Origin of the sequence: Paenibacillus sp. VCA1 (assembly GCF_031583795.1) — a bacterium.
Taxonomy (GTDB): Bacteria; Bacillota; Bacilli; order Paenibacillales; family Paenibacillaceae; genus Paenibacillus_AQ; species Paenibacillus_AQ albilobatus.
Window position 1 is genome coordinate 49,576 of record NZ_JAVLSX010000011.1, and the last position, 25,234, is coordinate 74,809.

30 protein-coding genes and 2 pseudogenes are annotated in these 25,234 nt (G+C 53.5%); 31 read left to right on the forward strand and 1 reads right to left on the reverse strand.

Going from position 1 to position 25,234, the window contains the following annotated elements:
* The first annotated feature begins 66 nt into the window (after nucleotides 1–66).
* From RJP21_RS23190 to RJP21_RS23270, 18 genes are all read left to right on the forward strand, one after another.
* Entirely contained in the window at nucleotides 67–1,386 is a 1,320-nt protein-coding gene (locus tag RJP21_RS23190) for a glycoside hydrolase family 125 protein (RefSeq protein WP_310861420.1), read from the forward strand.
* Entirely contained in the window at nucleotides 1,383–4,514 is a 3,132-nt protein-coding gene (locus RJP21_RS23195; RefSeq protein WP_310861421.1) for a beta-galactosidase, read from the forward strand. The genes RJP21_RS23190 and RJP21_RS23195 overlap by 4 nt, the downstream gene beginning before the upstream one ends.
* A gap of 20 nt (nucleotides 4,515–4,534) precedes the next feature.
* The gene (locus tag RJP21_RS23200) at nucleotides 4,535–5,566 is read left to right on the forward strand and encodes a carbohydrate-binding family 9-like protein (RefSeq protein ID WP_310861422.1); all 1,032 of its coding nucleotides are present in this window, start codon (nucleotides 4,535–4,537) and stop codon (nucleotides 5,564–5,566) included.
* Nucleotides 5,563–8,178, forward strand: a complete 2,616-nt coding sequence (locus RJP21_RS23205) for a transglutaminase-like domain-containing protein (RefSeq protein ID WP_310861423.1) — start codon at nucleotides 5,563–5,565, stop codon at nucleotides 8,176–8,178. The genes RJP21_RS23200 and RJP21_RS23205 overlap by 4 nt, the downstream gene beginning before the upstream one ends.
* Before the next feature lie 23 nt (nucleotides 8,179–8,201).
* Nucleotides 8,202–9,236 (forward strand): glycoside hydrolase family 18 protein, encoded by a 1,035-nt coding sequence (locus RJP21_RS23210; RefSeq protein ID WP_160042599.1) that lies wholly within the window; start codon nucleotides 8,202–8,204, stop codon nucleotides 9,234–9,236.
* Between the two features lie 250 nt (nucleotides 9,237–9,486).
* Complete coding sequence (locus RJP21_RS23215; protein ID WP_160042597.1) at nucleotides 9,487–9,645, forward strand: hypothetical protein; 159 nt, start codon at nucleotides 9,487–9,489, stop codon at nucleotides 9,643–9,645.
* A gap of 48 nt (nucleotides 9,646–9,693) precedes the next feature.
* A complete protein-coding gene (locus tag RJP21_RS23220; protein ID WP_310861424.1) occupies nucleotides 9,694–10,209 on the forward strand; it encodes a GNAT family N-acetyltransferase in 516 nt (171 codons plus the stop codon).
* 23 nt (nucleotides 10,210–10,232) lie between these two features.
* Complete coding sequence (locus RJP21_RS23225; protein ID WP_310861425.1) at nucleotides 10,233–11,621, forward strand: GNAT family N-acetyltransferase; 1,389 nt, start codon at nucleotides 10,233–10,235, stop codon at nucleotides 11,619–11,621.
* Nucleotides 11,608–11,952, forward strand: a complete 345-nt coding sequence (locus tag RJP21_RS23230; protein ID WP_310861426.1) for a cupin domain-containing protein — start codon at nucleotides 11,608–11,610, stop codon at nucleotides 11,950–11,952. The genes RJP21_RS23225 and RJP21_RS23230 overlap by 14 nt, the downstream gene beginning before the upstream one ends.
* A 62-nt stretch (nucleotides 11,953–12,014) precedes the next feature.
* Entirely contained in the window at nucleotides 12,015–12,611 is a 597-nt protein-coding gene (locus RJP21_RS23235) for an AAA family ATPase (protein ID WP_310861427.1), read from the forward strand.
* Nucleotides 12,612–12,632: 21 nt separating this feature from the next.
* On the forward strand, nucleotides 12,633–13,010 hold the full coding sequence (locus tag RJP21_RS23240) for an aminopeptidase (protein ID WP_310861428.1): 378 nt from the start codon (nucleotides 12,633–12,635) through the stop codon (nucleotides 13,008–13,010).
* Nucleotides 13,007–13,111, forward strand: a complete 105-nt coding sequence (locus tag RJP21_RS31340; protein ID WP_397386265.1) for a hypothetical protein — start codon at nucleotides 13,007–13,009, stop codon at nucleotides 13,109–13,111. The genes RJP21_RS23240 and RJP21_RS31340 overlap by 4 nt, the downstream gene beginning before the upstream one ends.
* A gap of 69 nt (nucleotides 13,112–13,180) precedes the next feature.
* Nucleotides 13,181–13,927 (forward strand): GNAT family N-acetyltransferase, encoded by a 747-nt coding sequence (locus tag RJP21_RS23245; RefSeq protein WP_310861429.1) that lies wholly within the window; start codon nucleotides 13,181–13,183, stop codon nucleotides 13,925–13,927.
* Nucleotides 13,928–14,084: 157 nt separating this feature from the next.
* Nucleotides 14,085–14,645 (forward strand): DEAD/DEAH box helicase family protein, encoded by a 561-nt coding sequence (locus tag RJP21_RS23250; RefSeq protein ID WP_310861430.1) that lies wholly within the window; start codon nucleotides 14,085–14,087, stop codon nucleotides 14,643–14,645.
* 25 nt (nucleotides 14,646–14,670) lie between these two features.
* Nucleotides 14,671–15,288, forward strand: a complete 618-nt coding sequence (locus RJP21_RS23255) for a cyclase family protein (RefSeq protein WP_310861431.1) — start codon at nucleotides 14,671–14,673, stop codon at nucleotides 15,286–15,288.
* Nucleotides 15,289–15,310: 22 nt separating this feature from the next.
* Nucleotides 15,311–15,493 (forward strand): hypothetical protein, encoded by a 183-nt coding sequence (locus RJP21_RS23260; RefSeq protein WP_310861432.1) that lies wholly within the window; start codon nucleotides 15,311–15,313, stop codon nucleotides 15,491–15,493.
* Between the two features lie 16 nt (nucleotides 15,494–15,509).
* Entirely contained in the window at nucleotides 15,510–16,322 is an 813-nt protein-coding gene (locus tag RJP21_RS23265) for a class I SAM-dependent methyltransferase (RefSeq protein ID WP_310861433.1), read from the forward strand.
* A gap of 49 nt (nucleotides 16,323–16,371) precedes the next feature.
* Nucleotides 16,372–16,890: an HXXEE domain-containing protein gene (locus tag RJP21_RS23270; protein ID WP_310861434.1), complete on the forward strand. Its 519-nt coding sequence runs from the start codon at nucleotides 16,372–16,374 to the stop codon at nucleotides 16,888–16,890.
* Nucleotides 16,891–17,027: 137 nt separating this feature from the next.
* Here the strand turns inward: RJP21_RS23270 and RJP21_RS23275 are convergent, their stop codons facing one another.
* Nucleotides 17,028–17,330, reverse strand: coding sequence for a putative quinol monooxygenase (locus RJP21_RS23275; RefSeq protein WP_310861435.1), 303 nt, complete (start codon nucleotides 17,328–17,330; stop codon nucleotides 17,028–17,030).
* Between the two features lie 134 nt (nucleotides 17,331–17,464).
* Here RJP21_RS23275 and RJP21_RS23280 point away from each other — a divergent pair, with 134 nt between their 5' ends.
* The 13 genes and pseudogenes from RJP21_RS23280 (at nucleotide 17,465) to RJP21_RS23340 (ending at nucleotide 25,043) form a co-directional block, all read left to right on the forward strand.
* The gene (locus RJP21_RS23280; RefSeq protein WP_310861436.1) at nucleotides 17,465–17,878 is read left to right on the forward strand and encodes a hypothetical protein; all 414 of its coding nucleotides are present in this window, start codon (nucleotides 17,465–17,467) and stop codon (nucleotides 17,876–17,878) included.
* The gene (locus RJP21_RS23285) at nucleotides 17,865–18,383 is read left to right on the forward strand and encodes a P-loop NTPase family protein (RefSeq protein WP_310861437.1); all 519 of its coding nucleotides are present in this window, start codon (nucleotides 17,865–17,867) and stop codon (nucleotides 18,381–18,383) included. Before RJP21_RS23280 ends, RJP21_RS23285 begins: the two co-directional genes overlap by 14 nt.
* Before the next feature lie 206 nt (nucleotides 18,384–18,589).
* Complete coding sequence (locus tag RJP21_RS23290) at nucleotides 18,590–19,312, forward strand: SDR family NAD(P)-dependent oxidoreductase (RefSeq protein WP_310861438.1); 723 nt, start codon at nucleotides 18,590–18,592, stop codon at nucleotides 19,310–19,312.
* Between the two features lie 72 nt (nucleotides 19,313–19,384).
* Nucleotides 19,385–19,774 (forward strand): annotated as a pseudogene (locus RJP21_RS23295) (N-acetyltransferase family protein); the annotation flags it as partial.
* Nucleotides 19,775–19,846: 72 nt separating this feature from the next.
* Nucleotides 19,847–20,185 carry an HIT family protein gene (locus RJP21_RS23300; RefSeq protein WP_310861543.1) on the forward strand — a complete coding sequence of 113 codons (339 nt, stop codon included), beginning with the start codon at nucleotides 19,847–19,849 and terminating at the stop codon, nucleotides 20,183–20,185.
* A gap of 21 nt (nucleotides 20,186–20,206) precedes the next feature.
* A pseudogene (locus tag RJP21_RS23305) lies at nucleotides 20,207–20,448 on the forward strand (NUDIX domain-containing protein).
* A gap of 37 nt (nucleotides 20,449–20,485) precedes the next feature.
* The gene (locus RJP21_RS23310; RefSeq protein ID WP_310861439.1) at nucleotides 20,486–20,905 is read left to right on the forward strand and encodes a GNAT family N-acetyltransferase; all 420 of its coding nucleotides are present in this window, start codon (nucleotides 20,486–20,488) and stop codon (nucleotides 20,903–20,905) included.
* Nucleotides 20,906–20,975: 70 nt separating this feature from the next.
* Nucleotides 20,976–21,641 (forward strand): HD domain-containing protein, encoded by a 666-nt coding sequence (locus RJP21_RS23315; RefSeq protein ID WP_310861440.1) that lies wholly within the window; start codon nucleotides 20,976–20,978, stop codon nucleotides 21,639–21,641.
* A gap of 16 nt (nucleotides 21,642–21,657) precedes the next feature.
* Nucleotides 21,658–22,245: a CDP-diacylglycerol--glycerol-3-phosphate 3-phosphatidyltransferase gene (gene pgsA, locus RJP21_RS23320; RefSeq protein ID WP_310861441.1), complete on the forward strand. Its 588-nt coding sequence runs from the start codon at nucleotides 21,658–21,660 to the stop codon at nucleotides 22,243–22,245.
* A 47-nt stretch (nucleotides 22,246–22,292) separates the two neighbouring features.
* A complete protein-coding gene (locus tag RJP21_RS23325; RefSeq protein ID WP_310861442.1) occupies nucleotides 22,293–22,727 on the forward strand; it encodes a VOC family protein in 435 nt (144 codons plus the stop codon).
* 115 nt (nucleotides 22,728–22,842) lie between these two features.
* A complete protein-coding gene (locus RJP21_RS23330; protein ID WP_310861443.1) occupies nucleotides 22,843–23,283 on the forward strand; it encodes a hypothetical protein in 441 nt (146 codons plus the stop codon).
* A gap of 20 nt (nucleotides 23,284–23,303) precedes the next feature.
* The gene (locus RJP21_RS23335) at nucleotides 23,304–24,191 is read left to right on the forward strand and encodes a TIGR01777 family oxidoreductase (RefSeq protein ID WP_310861444.1); all 888 of its coding nucleotides are present in this window, start codon (nucleotides 23,304–23,306) and stop codon (nucleotides 24,189–24,191) included.
* A gap of 99 nt (nucleotides 24,192–24,290) precedes the next feature.
* Nucleotides 24,291–25,043: an enhanced serine sensitivity protein SseB C-terminal domain-containing protein gene (locus RJP21_RS23340; RefSeq protein ID WP_310861445.1), complete on the forward strand. Its 753-nt coding sequence runs from the start codon at nucleotides 24,291–24,293 to the stop codon at nucleotides 25,041–25,043.
* Nucleotides 25,044–25,234: the final 191 nt, after the last annotated feature.

Sequence of the window (25,234 nt, forward strand, 5' to 3'; positions counted from 1 at the left end):
ATGTTGCACACCGGGAGCCGCCCCCATCTTTATCAGGCAAAATCATACGTTGCAAAGGAGATTCCGATGGAGCAATTCAGATTACCGAAAATCCAAATGACCAGCTTTGAGCTTCCCAAAGCCGTGCAAGACGTCCTGAAAGAAGCGGAGGAGAAGCTGGCGCATCGTCCGAAGCTGCTGAAGCTGTTCAAAAACTGCTTCCCGAACACGCTGGAGACGACGACCAAGCTGATGGACGACGGCACGACTTTCGTCATTACCGGCGACATTCCCGCCATGTGGCTGCGCGACTCGGTCGAACAGGTCATGCATTACGTGCCGTTGGCGAAAGACGACGAGGATCTGCAGCGCATCCTGTCCGGCTTGATTAAGCGCCACATCCGGTACATCCAGATCGATCCTTATGCGAACGCGTTTAATGAGTCGGCTAATGATTGGCATTGGAATAAAGCGGATCAGACCGACATGTCCGCTTGGGTGTGGGAGCGCAAGTTCGAGATCGATTCGCTATGCTTCTCGATGCGTCTTGCCTACGCCTATTGGAAAGAAACCGGTCTTACCGATATTTTCGATGCCGGCTTCAAATCGGCGATGCGGCTCATCTATGACTTGTTCAAGACCGAGCAGCGGCATTTCGAGCTTTCCCCGTACCGCTTTATGAGAGACAACGGCATTCGCCAAGACACGCTCGCCAATGACGGCTTGGGCATGCCGGTCAACTATACGGGGATGGTTTGGTCCGGCTTCCGTTCCAGCGATGACGCCTGCGATTTCCATTACAACATTCCGGGCAACATGTTTGCCGTCGTCGCCCTGCGCCAGATGCAGGAATTTGCGGAGTGGGTGTTCCGCGATACCAATTTTCTGAAGGAGCTGAAAAAGCTCGAACAGGACATCGATCACGGCATTCAATTGTACGGCATTTACCGCCATCCGGAATTCGGGCCGATTTATGCGTACGAAACGGACGGATACGGCAATTACTGCCTGATGGACGACGCGGGCACGCCGGGACTCCTTTCCATTCCGTATCTCGGGTATGTGCCCGCCGATGATCCGGTGTACCAAAACACGAGACGTTTTGCGTTGTCGAAGGCCAACCCGTTCTATTTTGAAGGCAAAGCGGCTAAGGGCATCGGCAGCCCGCATACGCCGGACGGATTCGTATGGCATATGGCCCTTTCGATGCAGGGCATTACGGCCACGACAAAAGAAGAAAAGCTGGCGATGATCGATATGCTGGAGGCGACCGATGCGGATACGGGCTTTATGCATGAGGGCTTCCATGCGGATGATCCGGCCAACTTCACGAGAAAGTGGTTCGCATGGTCGAACAGCCTGTTCTCCAAACTCGTGTATCAAGCGATGAAAGAAGGGATTCTATGAGCCGGAACGTCATCATCTTTTACGATGCGGCATTTCCGGGAAGCCCCGGGCTTGACGATTCGGCCGTTGAAGCATTGCGGCAGATCGGCACCATCGCGGCCGCGGCGGACTTGGCTGCAGTTCTTCGCGAAAGCCGGGGCGGCTGCTTCGTTAATCTGCATGCGCCTTATTTTCCGAAAACGGCATGGCCGGAAATTCACGCCTTCCTGCGGCGCGGCGGAGGGCTTATTAGCATCGGCGGCGCGCCGTTCAAAATCCCGGTTCGCCCCGAGGAGGGCGGCTGGACGCCTGAAGCGGAGCAAACCGCTTACCACCGCGAGCTGTTCATTCACGAGACGCTGCGCGTAAACGCCGGTCCCGTCAAGTCTCTCGCCGCTTCGGATCGGATTCCTCTGCTGGCTGGCCGCGAGGCACTTTTTGACATCCGTGATACGTGGAATCTGGTGCCGCATACGACCCGCAACAGCGATTTTCCGCATGAAATGGGCTCGGCAGGGACGATGAGCACGCAGGTCTATCCGCTTCTGAAAGGCATTAGCGGCGAAGGGCGTGAAATTGCCGCCCCTGTCGTGTTGTGGGAGAATTCGCGCGGCGACTTTAAGGGTTCCAGATGGCTGTTCGTCAATCTGCCGTTATCGAAGGCGTTCTGGGAACAAGGCGGCGTCGATGCGTTAGCGGAATGGAGCAGCTTCTGTGCGAATCCGGTAACGGAGCTTTCCATCACAACCAACTATGCGTCCTACGAGCCGGGAGAGCATGCCGTGCTAATGGTGCAAATGCAGCGGATCGCGAAGCGGGATGATGCGGAGGCTTCAAACAAACGCTGGACGTTTGAGATCACCGTGGAGCAGGACGAAGGCGACCAGTATTGGGCGCAGCGGTTTGCCGCCGAGGTGACGAAATCGCTTGATTTCGTCCGCATTCCCGTGCCGCTGGTCATCCAAAGCGGGCTTTACCGCGTCGTATGCCGGGCGTCCTCCGAAGACGGGGAGACACGCGTGCTCCGTCACGGCTTCTGGGGGAACGATCCGGAGCTGCTTGCAAAAGGAAGCCCGGTAACCTGCGGGAGGGACTATTTCGTGAAGGACGGCCGTCCGCTGCCGATCGTCGGCATGACGTATATGGCGTCCGACGTGGCCCGCAAGTTTCTGTTTCTGCCGAACCCGGACGTCTGGGACCGCGATATGTCGCAGATGGCGAAGGCGGGGATCAACTGGATCCGGACGGGGCTTTGGACCGCCTACCGCAATGTGATGCAGGTGGACGGGCATGCGTCCGAAGAGGTGCTTCGCGCGATCGACGCCTTTATCCTTACCGCCAAAAAACATGATTTGCAGGTGACGTTCACCTTCTTCTCCTTTACGCCGGAAACATGGGAGGGCGTCAATCCTTATCTCGACCCGCAAAGCGTGGAGGCGCAGAAGCGGTTCATCCGTTCCATCGTGCACCGTCACCGGGCAACGAGCAACGTCGATTGGGATTTGATCAACGAACCTTCGATGTTCGATCCGAAACGGATTTTCGCGTCGGGACCGAGATCCTGCGGCGACCGGTTCGAGCGGGAGGCTTTCTCGGCCTGGCTGAAGGAACGCCACGGACGGATCGAGCTTCTGCAGGAGCGCTGGAACATGACGCCGGAGCAGCTGCCGAGCTTTGCGGCGGCGGCGATTCCGGGGCCGCAGGAAATCAACTTCGACGTGCAGGACATGATCCTGGAGAAAAAGGGCACGCGCTGGCTCGATTACTGCCTGTTCTCCATGGACATGCACAATCGCTGGGCCAAACAGCTTTATGCCGAGATCAAGGAACTGAACCCGAATCAGCTTGTAACGGTCGGACAGGATGAAGCGTTAGGCGCGCAGCGTCCTTCGCCGTTTTTCTACCAAGAGGCGGTAGACTATACGACGGTCCATTCGTGGTGGCTCAACGACGACTTGGTCTGGGACGGCGTTTTCGCGAAAACGGCGGACAAGCCGAACGTCATTCAGGAAACGGGCATCATGTACGTCGAAACGCCGGAGGGACGCGCCAAACGAAGCGAGGAAGAGCTGCGCAGCATCCTTGAGCGTAAATACGCCTATGCCTTCGCGACCGGAGGAGCCGGCGCGATCCACTGGATTTGGAACACGAACTTTTACATGGATAATGCGAACGAATCGCATATCGGCGCGCTCCGGGCGGACGGCACCGAAAAACCCGAAACGGATGTTTCGTATGCGTTCGGCAAGTTCATGGGCGAAATCCGTGATCTGTTCGAGGGACGTGAGCTTGAGGAAATCGCCGTCATTTTCCCGTACTCGAACGATTTTTCCAACCGGAAGCTGGCGTACGAAGCAACGACGCGCCTGACGCGCGTGTTGTCCTATCAGCTGAACATCCCTTTCCGCGGCGTATCGGAATATGATTTGCGGCCGCTGGAAAACGACCCGGCGAAGCTGATCCTGCTGCCGAGCGCCCATAATATCGACGATTCGGCTTGGGAGCGGCTGCTCGGCATCGTGAAGCGGACGGGAGCAACCCTATTGGTAACGGGACCGATCAGCATCGATGCTTACTGGCGGAAAACGGATCGGCTGGCCGACCTGCTCGGGGAAGCGCAGCTTCGCAACGTTCGCCGCGAAGAGCTGCTCTATGTGGACGGAAAAGAGATTCCGGTCTCTTACGGCAAACGCCGGATCGCCGAGGTGAGCAAGGAAACCCGGAGCGGAGGTCCCCTTGAAGCCGCCCCCGGAAGCACGGGAGGCGACGCGGTACGGAATATCCCGCTAGGAAACGGACGCCTGATCTGGTGCCCGCTGCCGATCGAATTGAACGACAGAACGGATTCGATGGCGGAGCTGTACCGGTACGCCATTGCCGAAGCGGGCTGCGGCAGCGGATTCGAATGGACGCGGGGCGACGTACCCGGCATCTACGGCCGCAAGCTGACATTCAAAGACGGAAGTTTGTACGTCTTCGTGTCGGAGTACGCCTTGGACACGAGCGTGGAAGTGGCAGACAAAGACACCGGCGCGACTTACGCATTTGAGCTGGAGCAGGAAAGATCGGTCCTGTTCGCGGCGGACGCCGAAGGACGGATCATTTCCGTCTATCGGCCGCATGAGGTTAAGATCAACACCAAACCATAACTGTCCGGAGGTATAGCGACATGAATTTAAGCGGAGTGCCTGAACCAAAGATCGAATATGCTCCGAAGCATTACATTTGCCGGCGGGCGGCGGGGCCGCTCGAGCTGGACGGGAAACTGGACAAGCCGTTTTGGGAGAACGCGGCCTGGACGGAAGACTTCGTCGATATCGAAGGCGACCTGCGTCCGAAGCCGGCGAAGCAGACCCGGGTCAAAATGCTCTGGGACGACGAATATATGTATTTCGGGGCGGAGCTGATCGAAGATCAGATTTGGGCGACGCTCACGGAACGGGAGTCGGTCATCTTTTATGACAACGACTTTGAAATTTTCATCGATCCGGACGGGGATACGCATCAGTATTACGAGTTCGAGATCAACGCGCTGAATACCGTATGGGATCTGATGCTCGTACAGCCTTACCGCGACGGCGGACCTCCGGTGAACGGCTGGGACATCCGCGGGTTGAAAACGGCCGTGCATATCGACGGGGAACTGAACAATCCCGAAGCGGACAACCGGAAATGGAGCGTCGAGGTGGCGATTCCGTGGAACATCCTGAAAGAATGCGCGCACGCAGGCCGTGCGCCGATCAAAGGAGAATTTTGGCGCGTCAATTTCTCCCGCGTCGAGTGGCAGGCCGAGGTTCGGGACGGAAAATATGAAAAAGTGATCAACCCCGAGACCGGCAAGCCTTATCCGGAAGACAACTGGGTATGGTCGCCGATGGGCATCATCAACATGCATTATCCGGAGTTGTGGGGTTATGTCGTGTTTGGGGACGCAGACAGCCCGGATTCATTCGAGCTGCCGCAGGACGAACGCATCAAGTGGGAGCTGCGCAAGCTGTATTATCGCCAGCGCAATTATTTCGAGGCGAACGGGGAATTCGCCAAGGACATCGGGCCGCTGAAAGGCAGCGATGCTTGGAGCATCGAGCCGGCCGTCGAAACGACGCGGAGCCTGTTCCAGATGACGGCCCCTTCGGCGGACGGATCCGCATTGCTTTGCATTCGCCAGGACGGAAAGCTGTGGAAGGAGGAACGGAAATGACGATGCAGACCGCTGCTTTTTCATTGAATCAAACGGCGATAGATCTGATTGAGCGCAAGTTTCGCGAGAAACGCCGGATGGCGCAGGCAAGGGAACAAGAGCTGTTCGGCATTTTTCAGGAAGAACTGACGGAAGAGGAGACTTGGGCGCTGAAATATTTGTACGCTTATATGCCGGTGAACGACATGGCCGATTACGACGGGGCGTTGTTTTTGAGCCATGTCCGCCGGACGCTCGAGATCCGAAAGGCCATGCCTTGGGGCGAACGCGTGCCGGATCACCTGTTCCTGCATTTCGTGCTTCCGTACCGGGTCAATACCGAAAACATAGAAGATTCCCGCGGCATCCTGCACGAAGCTTTGGCGGAACGCACGAAATCCTTGTCGATGGCGGACGCCATCCTGGAAACGAACTACTGGTGCCATGAAAAAGCCACCTACATCGGCAGCGACCTGCGAACGATTTCGCCGCTGACGATGATCCGCAATGCCCGCGGCCGCTGCGGCGAGGAGTCGACGCTGGCCGTCGCCGCGCTGCGCAGCATCGGCATTCCGGCCCGGCAAGTGTACACCCCGCGCTGGGCGCATTGCGACGACAACCATGCCTGGGTCGAAGCGTGGGCCGACGGAAAATGGTATTACTTCGGCGCTTGCGAGCCGGAAGCCCGGCTCAATCAGGGCTGGTTCAGTCCTCCTGCCCGGCGCGCGATGCTGATCAACACGCGGATTTATGCGGATTATCCGGGTCCTGAGGACATTACGCTCGCCGACGAGTGGTTTACGGAAATCAACCTGCTGGAAAACTATGCGCCGACGCGGACGATGACGGTTGCCGTCAAGGATCGGCAAGGAAGTCCGGTGAGCGGGGCGCAGGTACATTTCGAGCTGTACAATATGGCCGAGTTTTATCCGATCGCTACGATTCCTGCGAATGAACTTGGAGAAGCTTCGTTCAAGACCGGCTACGGCGACTTGTTGATCCGTGCGGTACATGACGGCGTTTGGGGCGAGCAAAAAATCACGGTGGCCGAAAGCGACCGGATTGAACTTGTTTTGGATCAGACAGAGCAGCCTTCCGGAACGCATGATCTGGATATGGTTCCGCCGCCTGAGCGGGAAGGGGACGAAGCGGAAGCTTTGTCCGAAGAACAAATCCAAAGGCACAACCGCCGACTGGAAGAAGGAACGAAAATCCGGACCGGTTACGAAGCGACCTTCCTGACCGAAGCGGATGCGGCGGCGTTGGCCGGGGAATTCGGACTTCCGGCGGAGCGGGTATGGGACGTGCTGCGCAAGGCGCGCGGGAACGACCGCGAAATCGCAGCTTTCCTCCGCGAGCGCTCGGGCGAATACGGCGAGTGGCCGCTGCGACTGCTGGAAAGCCTGAACGAAAAGGATCTGGTGGATACGTTCCGTCCGGCGCTGGATGATCATCTTATCGGCGCATTGGCGCGGCGCGGGGAGCTTGACGAAGAGACATTCGTTTCGCATGTGCTTTGTCCGCGCGTGCTGCACGAAATGATCGTGCCGTACAAGCGCTTTTTCCAAGAAGCGTTTGCCGCGGATGAAGCCGCGATCAAAGCCTACCCTTCCGTGCTGGTTCGCAAGCTGGAGAACGGCTACGGATTATGGGAGGACCTTCAAAATCTGAAGGGCAAAGGCAACCCGGTAGGTACTTACAAACTCATGCACGGGGACGAAATATCGCTGGGCATTCTGTTTGTCGCCGTGTGCCGTAGCCTCGGCATTCCGGCCCGATTGCATCCGAGCGAGCAAAAGCCGCAGTATATGGGGGACGGGGGCTGGAAAGACGCGCCGTTTGCATCGCGTACTTCCCAAGAAAAAGCGGAAGCGAAGGCATGGGGCTCGCTGCGTCTGCAACGCGACCCGGAGGCGGCGCCGGAAACGGCGGAAGCCTCGTATTACGAGAACTTCACGTTCGCCCGCCTGGAGAACGGCGTTTATAAGACGCTTGTTTATCCTTACGGCAAAAAAGACGTGTACGACGAGCCGTTCGAGGTGGAGCCGGGCTCTTACCGTTTGACGTCGGGCGTGCGTTTGAAGGATGGAACGGTTCAGGCGCGCTTTACCTATTTCAAGGTCGAAGCCGGCGAACAAACGGACGTCGTCCTGACGTATCGCCAAGCGAAGCATGACATCCCGGTGCTCGGGAAGATCGACCGCACCAGCGCGTTCGCGAAGCTGGACGGAACCCGCGCAACGCTTGGCGAGCTGATCGGCGCATCCGGCGCCCTCGTCGCCTGGATCGAGCCGGAGCGGGAGCCGACGAAGCATTTGTTCCGCGAAATCGGCGAGCTGGCCGAAGCGTATGCGAAGCTCGGCGCACCGATCGTGCTCATCATCGGCGACGCCGAATGGACCGCTTCCTTTGATCCGTCCGCTTATCCGAATCTGCCGTCCGGCACCGTATTCGTGCGGGATTCTTCCTATGCGGCGCTGCCGGATTTCATCGCCCAGTCCCCGGCTAGGGATGCAGGCTACCCGCATCTGTTCGTGCTGGACGCCCAGGATCAAATTCGCTATACGGCTTCAGGTTATAAAATCGGCACCGGCAAGGAAGCGCTGCAGGTGTTGACCGGCGTATGGCAGTAAATTACGAATCGGAGTGAAATCAAATGACCGAAAAAAAATATATCGTCGCGGGTTATGCCGTCGACGCCAAGCTTCCTGACATGACGCGGGAAGACCTCATGAAATTGACCCACCTCAACGTGGCTTTCGGCCATGTCGTAAACGACCGGATTTCGACGGCTCATCTGAAAAATACGGCCGTTCTGCGGAAAATGAAAGACGAGCATCCGCATTTGAACATCGTGTTGTCCGTCGGCGGCTGGAGCGCCGGAGGATTCTCCGAAGCGGCTTCGACCGAAGCCGGCAGACAAAGCATGGCCGAATCCGCGGTGCAGGCCGTTACGGAATATCCGTTTGACGGGATCGACCTGGATTGGGAATATCCTTGCTACGGCGAAGCCGAAATCGCGTCCAGCCCGGACGACAAAACGAATTTCACGCTGCTGCTCAAAACGATCCGCGAGGCGCTGGACCGCAAGGGCGCGGAAGACGGACGCCATTACCTGCTGACCATCGCGGCGGGCGCGGACCAATATTACGTGGACGGCACCGAGATGGACGAAGTGCAGAAATATCTCGATTTCGTTCAGCTGATGACTTATGACATGCGCGGCGGATTCCAGGTGCTGACCGGTCACCACACGAACCTGTACACGCCGACGGGCGACTTGTTCCGGATCAGCACGGACGCCTCCGTCAAGCTGTTTATGCGCGCGGGCGTGCCGAAGGAGAAAATCGTCATCGGGGCGGCATTTTATTCCCGCGTCTGGCACCAAGTGCCGGACCGCAACAACGGGCTCCATCAAATGGCCGGAACAACCGGCGGGTATGGGCCGGATTTCGCAACGCTTTCCAGGGAGTATATCAACAAAAACGGCTACACCCGCCATTGGGACGAGGAAGCGTGCGCGCCGTACCTGTTCAACGGTTCCAGTCTTATTTCCTACGACGACGAGGAATCGATCGGGCATAAATGCGGTTACGTCAAAGACAACGGCCTGGCAGGCATCATGTTCTGGGAATACAGCTGCGACGACACGCACCAATTGCTTGACGCGATGTTTCGCGGACTGAAGTAATTCATGTTTTGAGACCCGCTGTCATTTTATCCATATCATCATGTTAAAAAGGCTGAAGGCTTGCGGCATCGTTTGGTGCGCAGCCTTCGGCCTTTTTAGCATGGCGGGCGCTCGAAAGAGATTGACCGATCCCCGATTCCTTCGGACGATATCTTTCATGATGCAAATTTAAAGGGATTTTTGTCGGCATATGGAAGTGATTAAGGCGGTGGCTTACAGCATATAAATGATGGAGAAGGAGTGAAGCGGCATGCAAAAAGCATTTATTGTCTACTTTTGGACGGAAAAACGGAATAACCTTGACGAGCTGAACCAGCTGCTGTCCGAAGGCTGGAAGGTGCATAGCCAAAAACCGATGGGCACGGGCGAGTCAGCCGGAGCGTATTCGCTCGTTATTTTAGAAAAATAAGAAGCTGCAGGAATCGTCATGCTTAAGGCCAATATGAGGTGATCGAAAATGACTGACATCATTACATTAAAAAGATTGTCCGAGCCGGCGGAGGCCGGGATGCTGGACGAGGCGTTTTCCCGTCATTTTGGATGGTATAAGCCGGGGGACTATTATGACAGGTGCTTGCGGGAAAACCGGGAAGGAACGCGAATTACCCTGATGGCTTTTTGCGGGGAGGAGCTCGCAGGCTGCTGCCATCTGCTCCGCCAATCGAAGTATCCGTATTTCATGGAGCGCAATATTCCCGAAATCAACGATCTTAACGTATTTCCGGAATTCCGTCGCAAGGGCATCGCCAGCCGAATGTTTGACGAGTTCGAGCGCATCGCCGCAGAGCAATATTCCCATATCGGCCTTGGCGTCGGCATGTACGAGGACTATGGAAACGCCCAAAGAATGTATACGACACGCGGATACGTGCTGGACGGGCAGGGCCTGACCTATCGAAACGAAAAAGTGAAGCCGGGCGAAAGCGTCATGGTCGATGACGATCTGATTTTATATTTGATCAAAAAGCTTTAAAGCGAAAAGAGGACGGTGCCCGCATGATTCAATATTCGAACGGCAGGATCACGATATTTCAAAGCGCGTTGTTTCAGACGACATCCACCGTCGTTCATCTGGACGATTTCGTTCTCGTGGTGGACCCGAACTGGCTTCCCGGCGAGATTCGGGAGATCAAGGAGCATGTAGCCGCGGTTCAAGGAGACAAGCCCTGTTATTTGTTGTTCACCCATGGGGACTACGACCATATTATCGGATACAAGGCTTTCCCGGGGGCAAAAACCATCGGGAGCGCCGGTCTTGCGCATCACCCGCACAAAGAGCGGAAGCTGGGGCTGATCCGGGATTTTGATGCCATGTATTACGTGACCCGCGATTATCCGGTCGCTTTTCCGGAACTCGACATCGTCATCGGCGAAGACGGTCAGCAGGTGACGATCGGTTCGACGACGTTGACCTTTTACCTGGCTCCGGGCCATACGGAAGACGGCTTGTTCGCCGTGATCGACGCGGAGGGGGTCATGATCGCCGGCGATTATTTGTCCGATTTCGAGCTTCCTTTCATTTATCACAGCGCAAAGGCGTACGAGGAGACAATCAATAAAGCCAAGCAAATTTTGCGGGATCATCCGGTTCGCCTGCTCATTCCCGGCCATGGCCGTTATGCCGATGATCGCGCCGAGATGGACCGGCGGGTCCGCGTCGCGCTGGATCATTTGATGCGGCTGAAGGAGGCGGTTCTTGACGGCGACGAGGAGGCGCTGGAGCAGCTTAAGCTTGAGCATGGATTTTTATCCGAAACGACGATGGAGTGCCATAAGGAAAACGTGAGGATCATGCGGAAGGAGCTGTCGGGAGGAGTCGTCCGGCAAGAAGGACAAACGCTGAATTATGCCATCAGGCCGATTTCGGATCAGGACATCCCGTTTCTGTGGGACATGCTGTATGAATCGCTGTATGTGCCGGAAGGCGGAAAACCTTTTGGCAGAGAGATTCTGCAGGACCCGGCGATCGCCAAATACGCGGAGCATTGGGGTCGTCCGGGCGACATCGGATGGATTGCCGTCACGGATGACGGACAGCCGATGGGTACGATCACGGCGCGTTTATTTGACGAAAGCAACCGGGGATATGGTTACATCGGTCCGGACGTGCCGGAGCTCGGCATGGCGATTTCGCAATCTTATCGGGGGAAGGGCATCGGGACGGCGCTCATGAAGGCCTTATTCGATGAACTCCGGAAGCAAGGGATTTCCCGGGTATCGCTCAGCGTTGATCCCAACAACGAGGCGGCGGTCAAGCTTTATCGGCGTTTCGGTTTTATAGACGTTGGCGTCGTGGATACGTCGATTACCATGGTGGCGGACGTGAAGCGTACAGCATATTCATTTGGCGGAGCAAAGGGAGAGGAAGACGTTGAAAATCGTTGACTTCGGCAGCGAAAAGGGTAGAATCATTGAAGCCTATGGCAGCCAAAATCTCGTCATGACCCGCATTTTAAGCGGTTCGGGCGAATTGCAGACGGGATGCATGCATCTTGGACCCGGCGGCGTCGTGGGGTATCATCAAGCGACGGTGCCGCAGCTGTTTTTGGTTGTGGGGGGAGAAGGTTTCGTCAAGGGAAAAGAAAACGAGGAACTGCCCATTCAGGCCGGCAGCGCCGCTTTTTGGGAAGCGGGAGAATGGCATGAAACGAGAACGGAGCAGGGGCTGACCGCCATCGTGATCGAAGGGGAGTCGTTGAAGTTATATTTAGGATGAAGTCGGGAAATCAGGGCTCTTAAAATCTTGATGGCAGCCCGTTTTTAGTGAGGTGAACAAGTTTGATCATTTGGGTAAACGGCGCATTCGGCGCGGGAAAAACACAAACATCGCATGAACTGCACCGGCGGATTCCGAATTCATACATTTATGATCCGGAGAATGCGGGTTATTTTATACGCAAAAACGTTCCTGTATCCATGGCCAAAGGCGATTTTCAGGATCACAAGGCATGGCGCGAAACGAATTACAGCGTGATTAAGTACATTTACGAAGAATATGACGGAACGCTAATCATTCCGATGACGATCGTCAACCCGGCGTATTTCGACGACATTGTCGGCAGATTGAGGCGGGATGGGGTCGTCGTTCATCATTTTGCGCTTTGCGCCGCCAAGGAGACGCTGCTGAAGAGATTGCGAAGCCGGGGCGAAAATGAACGATCTTGGGCTGCGCAGCAAATTGACCGTTGTATCGCAGGGCTGTCTCTTCCCGAATTCGAACGGCAACTGCATACGGACGACATGACGATATCCGAAGTGGCGGAAACCATTGCCAAGGCTGTCAACATTCAGTTGGTGCCTGATCAGCGCGGAAGCCTGCGAAAGAAATACGACAGGATCATGACACAAATCAAGCATATCCGTTTTTTTCAATAACATGATCATTATGAAAGAGGGATGAATCTGAAAACAATCGAACAAAAATTGGAAGATTACGCTAAACTGCTCGTGAAAGTAGGCGTGAACCTGCGGGCCGGGCAGGTCCTTTACATCGAATCGCCGATCGAAACGATCGACTTCGCGCGCCTTGTCGTCAAGCAGGCTTACCAGGCAGGGGCTAAATACGTGCAGGTGGTATGGCAGGACGAAGTCACGGCACGGCTCCGCTTTGATGAAGCGGAGGAGTCTTCCTTTGATTATTATCCAAAGTGGATTGCGTCCTCCATGGAGCAGCTTGCCGAGTCGGGCGGCGCCGTCCTCTTATTGGATGGAGAAAATCCGAATTTGTACTACGGAGCGGCGCAAACGTCAGCCAATTTCACGAGGATTTCATGATTGGATCGTCCGAACTAAGCATCGATGCCGAGCTTGAAGACGGGAGTCTGGAACCATTGTTCCGAGACGGGAACTGGGTGGAGAAGCATGAACCAAAATAATGCTTGAGCAGGCCCGCAAACCTGTTGTATGATGCTACCAATCTACATTTGGAGGGGGTTGGGCGCATCTTGCATCTGAGTATCGAAGAATATGCCTTGAATGCATGGCCCGCATTGCGGACGATCGTTTATGACGGATGGCTGCTCCGTTTTGCCGAGGGGTACACGAAACGTTCCAATTCCGTTAACGCGATCTACAGCCGTGATGAAGACCATCTGGAACGGAAAATCGCCAAATGCGAGGAGTTGTACGCCAAGGCGGGGCTGCCTACCGTATTTAAGGTCACGCCGTTTGGTCCTCCTTTATTGGATCAGACGCTGGAAGACAGAGGGTATACGCTTGTCGACCCGTCCTGCAACATGCTTTTGGAGGATCTGGACGCATCGGCAAAACCGCTTCTCACGGACGTTGAAGTGTTCGCATCGCCGACTCCCGCATGGCTGGAGATCTTATCGAAACTGAATTCCAAGTTGTCGGAGCATCAACTGAACGTAACTTCAAAAATGTTTTCCGGCTTTTTGCTTCAAACCGGGTGTTTTGCGCTGTACGAAGGGGCCTTTCCCGTTGCCTGCGGCATTGGCGTTATCGAGGACCGGATGGTCGGTTTGTTTGACATTGTCACTTCCGAGCAGCACCGGAACCGGGGATACGGCGAGCAGCTGATCCGGAACATTTTGAAATGGGCAAAAGATAACGGCGCGACGCAAAGCTACCTTCAGGTTCTTCAGCATCATCCGCCCGCCCACAGGTTGTACGAAAAGCTGGGCTACCGCCAAATCTATTCCTATGGGTACCGCACCAAAAGTTTGTTGTAATACATATTTTTCAGACGCTAAAAAAGAGGACACATGGCATCAAAGCGATCAGAAAGACTAAATGACCAATGGTTCGCAGGCTGGCGCTGTGGATCATCTTGTTATCAGGCATTTGGACGGTTAACGGCACGTTATAAAAGAAAAGAGGTGCACGCGCATGAAGCTGGTCATTATATTCGGGCCGCAGGCGGTCGGGAAAATGACGGTCGGGCAGGAGCTCGCCAAAATAACGGATTTAAAGCTGTTTCATAACCATATGACGATCGACCTCGTCTCCAACTTTTTCAGCTACGGGTCGGCTCCCGGGAAACGTCTGGTCAGCCTGTTCCGGCAGGAAATATTTGAGGAAGTGGCAAAAAGCGATTTGGCCGGGCTGATTTTTACGTTTGTATGGGCGTTTGATTTGCAAAGCGATTGGGATTACATCAAGCATATCAGAGGTATTTTCGAAGAGCGGGGCGGTACGGTTTATTATGTCGAACTGGAAGCGGATGTAAACGAGCGGCTTGCCCGCAATAAAAGCCCTCACCGACTGGCCCACAAACCGACCAAACGCGATCTGGAATTCTCCGAGCGGGACCTGTTGGAAACGATGGAGAATTATCGACTGAACTCTTTGGAAGGCGAAATCACGCACCCCCATTATTTGAGGATCAACAATGCCAAACTCGACCCGGAAACCGTCGCTCGGATGATCAAAGAAAAATTCGAATTGTAACGGCACTTGAAGGAGAACAACCTCAATGAAATATATCGAGCTTTCTCATCTGATCCAGAACGGGCTGCCCGCATACCCCGGAGACACGGCAACCGAGCTAAAGCGGCACAAAACGCTGCAGCAGGATCATTACAACAACCATCGGCTGAACATCAACATGCACGCGGGAACCCATATCGACGGCCCGATGCATTTGACCGACCGGCGGGTCTTTCTTTGCGATTACGATCCCGACAAATTCATCGGTGAGGGCTGCGTGCTGGACGTTCGCGGCGAGCGGGAAATCGGATATCAAGCGGCGTATGAAGAACAAATCCAAGAAAACCGTATCGTGCTGCTCCATACGGGTCATGGCGAACGATACGGGCAAAGCGATTATTTTTCCGATTATCCGGTGCTGACCCTGGAGCTGGCCGAGTTGTTCGTGCGTAAAAAAGTGAAGCTGGTCGGGATGGATACCCCGTCGCCGGATACATTTCCGTTTGAAATACATAAGTATTTGTTTGAGCATGACATTTTGCTGATCGAAAATGTGGCGAATTTGGATGCGCTGGAAGGAATCGAGTCGTTTGAAATTATCGCAATGCCGCTGTATATCCGGGCCGACTCTTCCATAGCAAGGGTTGTGGCGCGGGTAAAATAACTTTTTTCCAGGGGGGCTTTGGATGAAAAAAGGATTTTTCCACGATGACAGGAAGGCTGAAACGGATGTATGGGTTTATTTGAAGTTATTTGCATACCGGCTGCTCGTGAAGTTCAAACCGGATCGGCCGCAATACCGGCGCAAGCTGGAGGATATCCAAAAACGAATTCAAGAATCGAGGAAACTGCGGATGAACGGGACGTAAAAAAGGAGGCAGCCGTATGAACAAAGTGATCGCCTATTATGATCGTTTCGACGAGTGGGGCCGGCTGGACCGCGAGCCGATCGAATTTATCATCAATTTCCACCACATCAAAAGCATGCTGCCGCAGCAGGGGCGCATTCTGGACAATGGAGCCGGGCCGGGAAAATATGCGATCGAGCTGGCGAAACTCGGGTATCGGATGACGTTGACGGATTTGACGCCAAGTTCGGTGGACATCGCGAAAAAGAAAGCCGCAGAATATCGGATAGAGGATCAATTCGACGGATTTTATGCGGCTGACGCCCGGGACTTGAGCATGCTGCCGGATGATCATTTTGATGCCGCGCTGATGCTGGGGCCGTTGTATCATCTGCAAGCGGAAGAGGGCAGAGTCAAGGCGGTACGGGAGCTGTACCGGGTTACGAAGCCGGGCGGGCTTGTATTTGTGGCCTTCATGACCAAAACGAGATTTTTAATGAACTCGGTGATGCACCCCGAACATTGGAAGCCCAACCATACGGTCGAGGGCATCCGCCAATTTTTGCGGACCGGGACGTTCGACCATGCGGACGAGGGACGTTTTACCGGAGCCTATTATTTTGACATCGCCGAAATCGGCCCGTTTATGGAGTCTCAAGGCTTTGAAACCATGAAGCTGATCGGTTCGAGCAGCATTGCAGGCGCCATGACGCCCGGGCAGTGGGACTATTGGCGGCAGCAGGGGGATGAAGCGTACCGTCAAATCATGGACATCGTCATCAAGGAATCCGAAAATCCGTATCTGCTTGGCTACGCTTCGCATCTGCTTTATATCGGCAGGAAGAATTAAGCAGGCTCTTTTTCCATAGATTTACGCAAGTGAGGGAGGGATCATAACAATGCATGATGTAACCCTGCAAACGCTGGTCTGGTTATTTATCGTTGTTTTTCTTCTCCACGACTTGGAAGAAATTATATGGGTCGAGGCATGGATCAAGAAAAATAGAAATCGGGTCTATACGAAGGTTCCAATAAGAATAAGGAATCAGTTGGACAAAATGTTTAATATCACCAGCGGACAATTTGCTTTTGCTGTTTTGCTTGAGTTTGTTGTTTTTATTCCATTTACTTTTATGGCGGCAGAGCACGAAAAGTTTTTTATATTCTTATCTTTTAATACTCTGTTTCTGCTGCATGTATTCACCCATTTAGGGCAAACATTGTATTTAAGAATGTACACGCCGGGAGTCGTAAGCGCTGTGATCCTTGTTCTTCCTTATACCGTATACTTGGGTTATAGAATGATTCATGAGGAATTGGTAACGTGGGGAGAGATTTTACTCAGTATTCCCGTTGGGTTGCTGCTGGTACCTATCGTGCTACTTGGTCATGAACTTGGAAGGAAATTTGTTAAATGAAAACTGCATTTAGAGCAGTCGGCCGTATCAATCAAGTCGAGAAATAGACCGTACCTCAACAAGGTAGGTCTATTTCTTTTTCAAGTAGATCGGCAACACCAAAATGAACAGGAGGCAGCCGTCCCCCTACCGTTCCCCTACAACCCTTTTCCGCCGACAGGCACCACCGGGATCGATTCGACGCCGGCAATGAGCGGCATGGCACGGGCGATGGACGCTTTCGTGTCAGGATTGTCGAGCGAAGCTTTATGGGCTTCGGCGCTGCTCCACACTTCGGTGACCCAGACGGCATCGGGTTCGGCATCCGACAGGTTGATGATATACACCTCGCATTCCTTCACGGTGCGAGCCGCGGCGGCCGCCTCCAGCAAAATGTCGGACAGCGTGTCCCGCTGCCCTGGTTTGGCCGTAAACTTCACATATGCTCCGTATTTGCTCAATTTGACCTCTCCTTTTTCAGCTGCTGCTAGTTTATCTCTATTTTCCCTGAAATCGTATACAATAACAACCAACATCGATTAAAATTGGAATTAAATATGCTTTCAAAAGTGATCCGCCGGGGAGGGCGCGTCTCATGCCATGGTTATCGAAGGCGTTATGCAGATTTGGCTGTGCGTCTATGGCCTGCGTCTTGTGTTTGGCCCCATGCCTTGTATATCTTCTTTTGCGGATGGATGTCGTTAGTGCCGTTCTTTTTTTCGTTTTCGGACTGTACATGGCATTTAAAGGGATGATCTCATTAACGGCGGTATCTTTCATTCTGGATGAGTGGCTATTAAACCGGTTACTAGAACGGATGGCATATAAGGCCAGGTTTTGGTTAAGGGTGCTGATCTATCTCGTTATGGGCGTGGTACTCGCCATCGTGCTTTACGGCAGAAATTCGTTTTTTATCGGATCGGGACTCATGGTCTCATTGATTTACATTTTGATGCTTCAAAGATGTTATCCGGCGGCTTATTCGCCTGAAGGGGGTGGCACCGATTAAAATCCGGATCATCGGTTCATGCGGCAGCGGCAAGTCTTATATCGCGCGCGAATGTTCGCGAATGTTTGGTATTCCCCATTATGAAACGGACAATTTCGTGTGGGAGCGCGGCGAAGTTCAGCGCAGATTTCCGGCGGAGACCCGGGATGCGCTTTTAAGAAAAGCGGTCAACGGTGAAACGTGGATCATTGAAGGTGTACATCACAAATGGGGGAAAGAGAGCTTTGAGCATGCCGATTTGATTTTTATAATTATGCCCAATCGCTGGGTGCGTGATTTCAGGATCATCCGCCGTTTTCTGCGCACCAGGCTTGGACTCGAGCGGGCCAACTACAAGCAATCTTTTAACAATTTGATCGAGATGGCTTTTGTATGGAACAGAAAATTTGACGAAGTGAACATGAAGGAGATTATGGAGATCACCGAGCCTTATAGGGCAAAAAGAATTGTCGTGCGGAAGAGTAAAGAGATTTTAAAATACATACAGGCGTGCGAAAGCCGATGAAAAAAAGAACGTACCCATTTTAATCATCACCGAAGATCGCGTCGAAACTTTCGAGGCTTCGGGTGACGGGGAATATGAATATAAGCTGGAGTTCGAAAAAAAACCGGAAGACGCTCCGGATCAAATTTTGGTTGAATGGACTGTAGGTACGGAAAAGTACGTCAAACGGATTAAATAAATACGCATTTCACCGGGGAGGAACGCACATGCCGAAGCGCTGTTTTATCATCACGGGGACATCCAAAGGAATCGGGGAATCTCTTGCAAGAACTTTGCTGGCACGAGGGGATAGGGTTGTAGGCATTTCAAGAAGAGAAGCGGGATCGTTGGATCAATTCCTCGGTTATACGCATGTCGCCTTTGATCTGATGCAGACCGCCGGGCTTGAGCCTATGCTGCAATCCATATTGGGGCGGATCAATCCGGAAGATTTGGACATGATCGGTCTGGTGAATAATGCCGCGATGCTGGAGCCGTTAAGGCGGATCGAGGCGATGCGGCCGGAGGAGATGGAAGCCAATTTTCGTGTCACCTTGATGGCGCCTATGATTTTGACCGCGGTATTTACCCGCGAGACCCAAGCATGGGATCTGCGGAAAAAGGTCATTCAAGTGAGCTCGGGCTCAGGCTCCTACGCCAATCCGGGAATGAGCGTTTATTCTGCCGCAAAAGCGGGATTAAACATGTTTACGATGTGTGCGGGAACCGAACTTGCGGACAGCGTTGAAGTGATTGCCATAGATCCCGGCATGGTGGATACATCGCTGCAGGCATCCGCCAGAAACAAAAGCGGCAAGGAATTTGAGCTGGCTCCGTATTTCGAGCAGGCTTACCGGGAAGGACAGCTGACGTCGCCGGATGACATCGCGAAGCGAATCGCGGAGATCATCGACGCCCCGATGAAATCCGGGAGCATTGCACATTGTTAAGGATTGCTAAAGGACAGAGGATCAAGGCCATTAAGATCAGAGGATTCAAAAGTAAAAAAGGAGAGAACCGCTATGAAATTGGTAACATCCACGCCTGAGCTTTTTGATAAAGAAGTGATCATTTTGAATTCGGATCCATTTTTTAATCGGATCTCGAAGGATAAGGACGTGTTCACGGAAGAAGAGATCCGGGAAGAGATCCAATCAGGCCAAAACATTGGCGCGGAACGGTTTCTCCTTCAAGACGGGGATCAATACGTAGGCGTGCTGGAGTTTTTGATGAACAATCCAAACGACGGTTATCCGTGGCTCGGACTGCTGCAAATCCGAAAGGACGCGCAAGGACATGGGTTTGGCCGAAGCGCAATGGAGTTATTTTACGGCATGATGAAGGAGAGAGGCGTGAAGACGTTTCGTTTAGGGGTGATTGCGGAAAATGAGCCGGGACACCGTTTTTGGAAAGGGCAAGGGATGGTTCCGGTCAAATCCGTGGTCAACCAGGATGGAAAAGGGATTGTCGTCTATGAAAAAGATGTGAGCCAAGATTTTTATTGCGACGAGGTTTTAAACGGGAAAATGCCTGTCCGCAAAGTGATGGAGACCGAGCGGGTTTTGGCGTACCACCACACAAGACCGTCCTACGAACATCATGTCGTCGTCATACCGAAAATTCACGTCGGCTCGCTGATTTCCGAGGAAGAATCCAATGATGACGGGCTTTTGCTGGAGCTGATGGCGGTCGTCAAAAAGGTCGCTGCGGACATGACTTTAAGCACGGGCGCCGCCAAAGTGATCACCAACCTCGGGGCATACCAAGACTCCAAGCATTTTCACTGGCATGTGGTGAGCGGCCAAAGAACCGGTTCAAAATAACGCGAAGAGAGGACGATCGACATGGAGCATGATCCGCCCAAGCACACGGTTTCGGTTTCCGCCTTGCTGATGAACGAACAAAACGAGGTGCTGCTCGTGAGAACGCACTGGCGGGGCGACACATGGGAGATGCCTGGAGGAAACGTGGATGAAGGGGAAAATCCCGCACGCTTGACGCGATGAAGGCCAAAGCCATGATCCCGTATGAGACATGGGAGGTCGACCCGTCATACCGATTGGTTTCAAGGATTGAAAATGGATAATAAAATAAAAGCAGATTTTTTTCACGGAGGGATCGTTGTGCAGCCTGTCATACGTTTCGGGGAACCCGGGGATTTTTCAAAGGTACGGGAAGTGGATCCGCATTTTGATCCGGAATTTTTACGGTGGAAGCTGAGCCGCCAAGAAGTGATTTTGGCCGAAAGCGAAGGGGCATTGCTTGGTTATTTGCGCCTGGAATACATATGGTCCACGGTTCCGTATATCGGCCTCATCATCGTAAAAGAAAGCAGCCGCGCGCAGGGAATCGGGAAGAAACTGCTGGATTATGCGTCAAACCATCTAAAAGAACGCGGTCACCGCTACCTGTACAGCTCGTCGCAAGTGAACGAAGCGGAGCCGCAAAGCTGGCACAGGCATGTCGGCTTCGAGGAAACCGGGATCGTCTCGGGCATCAACGAGGGCGGGATCGGCGAGGTCTTTTTCAGAAAAACGCTGTAAAACATCATAAGTAGCGGATAGGCTCTCAACAAGCTAATAAACCGCCATCGTAAAGGGAGCAGAGACAAACATGAAGATAGCAGATCATGCCGAACTTATAAAAGAAGCCGAACGATTCGTAAAACAGGTGCTTTCCGGAGAGGCGAGCGGCCATGACTGGTGGCATATCGAACGGGTGCGGAATACGGCGCTCGATATCGCCGCAAAGGAAAACGCCGACCGGACCGTGTGCGAGCTGGCGGCGCTTCTGCATGACGTGGCCGACGAGAAGCTGAACGCGAGCAAGGAAGCGGGATTGCAAAAAGTGAGAACATGGCTGGAAGGGCATACCGCGGATGGAGATTTGACCGACAGGGTGATGGACATCATTGCGAACATGTCCTTTAACGGCGGGAAAAACCCGCCGATGGCCACGCTGGAAGGGCAGGTCGTACAGGATGCGGACCGTCTGGATGCGATCGGGGCGATCGGCATCGCCCGAACGTTTGCCTATTCGGGGGCCAAAGGCCGTATCATCCATGATCCGGAGTTAAGCCCGGATGCGCTGGCGCAGCAGGATTACCGGTCAGCAGGCAAAACGGCCATCTACCATTTTTACGAAAAGCTGCTGAAGTTGAAAGATTTGATGAATACGCCGTACGCCAAGGAGCTGGCCGAGCAAAGGCATGCGTTCATGGAGCTGTATTTGCAGCAATTTTACAGCGAGTGGGGCAGCCGCAATCCGCAGGAAAAATGAAAGGAGGAACACAGTTTTGAATACGGCTAACCGGATCACATTGGCGCGGATCGCGCTCATCCCGCTGTTTATGTTCTTTTTCGCCGAGTGGCCTGCCAGTCTGGCGGATGCCGCGGTCTTCCGGTTTTTGAATGAATACGGATCCTACATGGCGGTTGCCATCTTTGTGCTGGCTTCCGGGACGGACAAACTGGACGGTTATATCGCCAGAAAATACAACCAGATCACCAACTTGGGAAAACTGCTCGATCCTCTGGCCGACAAACTGCTTATTTCCGTCGCGCTGATCATGATGGTGCAGGCCGACATGATCGCTTCTTGGGTCGCGGTGATCATGATCGGGAGAGAGTTTGTCATCACCGGCCTGCGGATGATCGCTTCGGCGCAGGGAATTGCTTTGGCCGCCGACCGGTTCGGTAAATGGAAAATGGTCGCCCAGGTCGTCGCCATCGTCGCCGTCATGCTCGAAAATGTTCCGTTCCAATGGTTTACCTATATACGGGTGGATCAACTCCTGATGCTGCTCGCCTTGCTGATGACGCTGGCCTCCGGGGTGCATTATCTGGTCAACAACTTTAAGGCGTTGAAACTGAACGAAATGTGATGGAGACTTGTCCAAGCAACGAAATGACTTTTTTGGGAGGGGTTATAATGACGTTTTCTTTCCTGCGGATCGGTTACGTGTACGTGCCGACGACCCGCATCGACGAATCGATTGCCTGGTATACGCAGCATCTCGACTTCAAGCTGATGGAGAAATTCGAAGACCGCGGTTCCTTTTTGGCGGTCCTGCATCATCCGCACGTAAACTCCATTGCCTTGCTGCTGATCGAAACCCGCGACAAGGAGCCGCTGGAAATCCGAAGAAACGGCCAACCTTTTCCGATTATGGCGCTGAACTGCGAGGACATCGAGCATACATACGACCAGCTGAAAAGCGCGGGCGTTCAGGTGGACGAACTGCGTACGCTTGGCCAGGGTGAAGCCAAATACTTTTATTTCCGGGATCCCGAAGGCAATCTGCTGGAAGCGGCCTGGTCCAAATGGGACCCGCAGGATGAAATCAAGGAACATTTTAAGGCGTGACCGGGTGGGCCGATAAATCGCGGGATTCATGTTTTAACGCTCAAGGGACACGTTCGCTAAGACGCCGTTAGTTCTACGGCAGAAGTGCGTTAATCGACGTTGATCGGAGGACGGCATGAAAAAACTAACCTTGCTGGTATGCATCTTTTTTCTGTGCATATCCGCGGAAGCTTCAGCCAGCTGGGCGTATCGTTTTGTCGTTTACAATCACGGTACTTATGAGGTGACCACGGAGCAAGTAGACTCGGATCGGATCGGGAAGAAGCTTGGGAAAGTGACCCGTTATTCCGACCGCGAAGGCACATACGGCGGCAACTTCTCGAATGTTTATCCGAAAGGGACGACGTACCATGAAATCAAAGGGATCAGCCCGAAGGAGCAAATTGCCGTAAAAACGGGCACCGACGCTTACATCAAGGCCGAATATAGAGGGGCGTATGCCGGACCGGCAGGCGGGCCAGGAGGAGTCTGGTTAAGCATTCTAATCATTGTGCTGCTTGCCGCAGGCGCCATGTTTTTCTACCATCGCCACAGAACGCGCAAACGGCCCACATGACGGAAAAGGAGAGAGAAACGGTGAGACAAAAAATCGTGATCGCGGGCGGGACCGGTTTTATCGGAACGTATCTCGAACAGGAATTCAAACAGCGCGGCTGGGAGGTGCGGATCATCTCCAGGCGGCCCGGCCATATTTCGTGGGAGTACCGGGAAGGCATCCGCGAGGCTCTTGAGCATGCGGATCTGCTCGTCAATTTGGCAGGCAAATCGGTTAACTGCAGGTACGATGAAAAAAACAAAGCCGAAATTTTGCATTCCCGGACCGAAACGACGGAAATTCTGGGAAAAGCCGTGCTTGCCTGCGAGCAGCCGCCTGAGCTTTGGATCAATTCGAGCACAGCAACCATTTACCGCCATGCCGAAGACCGTCCGATGACCGAGGAAGCCGGGGAGATCGGCTCCGGATTTTCGGTCGATGTCGCCAAGGCTTGGGAAGAGTCGTTTTTCTCTTTTCAGCTTCCGCATACCCGTCAAGCCGCTTTGCGAATTGCGATCGTGCTGGGGCGGGGCGGCGGGGTCATGACTCCATACCGCAATCTCGTCCGTTTTGGCCTCGGCGGCATTCAGGGCCCCGGCAGGCAGCGGTTCAGCTGGATCCATCTCCACGATATTTTGGGCATCATCTTATTCTTGAAGGAGCATCCGGAGCTTAGCGGTGTCTTTAACGTTTCCGCCCCGAATCCGGTGACGAACAAAGAGCTGATGCAGGAGCTCCGCCGGGCGATGCACATGCCTTTCGGGCTGCCGGCCCCGAAGTGGATGCTTGAAACCGGGGCAAGAATCATTCGGACGGAAACCGAGTTGATTTTAAAAAGCCGCTGGGTCATTCCGGAACGATTGATGCGGGCGGGGTACGACTTCAAATATAAAACGCTGGAAGAAGCTCTCCAAGAGATCATTCCCTGAAACAGATTCAAAGGAATTAGGGCTTTAGTTCACAGCCAAAGAAAGGTACACTACTTATATTGGTCCTTATCCGATACTTTCCTGAAGGGAGCATCAACCATGTCTTTTGAGGCAACGAACACGTTGGAAGAAAAGTTGATCAAAGCCGTCAACGAGCCTTCCGCCAGACCCGATTTTTATTACGAACTCCGAAATTCCGAAATTTACGCGATTCAAGGCGGGACAAACCCTGTTCAGGAAAAAACCGAACTGTCCGCAGGGCAGTCTATTCAGCTGTTGAGCGTTGAAATGAACGGGAAACGGTACATCCCGATATTTTCTTCTTTGACCCGCATGCAGGCCTTTATTCAAGAGCCGGTTCAATATTTGGCGATCAATGCGGTTCATTTTTTTAACTTGACGAAGGGAGCGGACTTGCTGCTCAACCCGGGCTCCGCTTTCGGCAAAGAGTTTACCGCGCAGGAAATCGAAGCGATTCTGAACGGCTCCGTCTTTAACGCCCAAGAAGCCTATGTGGTGGAAAAAAACACGCAAACGATGATCGGTCCCCCTGCGGAGCCGCCGACAGAGCTGCTAGACGAGCTCAGCAAAGTGTTTGAACGCCTCAAAAACGTCATCTGCGCCTACAATGCCCAGGTGTTTAACCCCCGCACGGATCAAGCGCCGCGCACGATGATTGCGGTCAGCTACATCGGCAAAGGCGATCAAATCCTTGCCGAAGCGGGGAAGGTCGCCGAATCGGTACGGGTGCAATATCCACCGGTGCAGTTTGTAGAGCTGAACGGCAGCTCGGGGCTGGAAAGTTATTTTGAAAGCAAGTGCAAGCCGTTTTATTTGAAAGAAACGTTCTAAGCCGTCAATGCATTGTTATGCCCTGTTCCGGTTGTTCCGGAATGGGGCATTTTATTTTTACGGGAAAACGAAACAACCGAATTCCGCCGGATTCGTTTCGTTTTTTAGTTCACCTGATATAGGTTTTCATGTAAAATAGTGGGTAATTGTAGCGAAGAAAAGTTCTAATCGTTTTTTGAATGACATCCGAC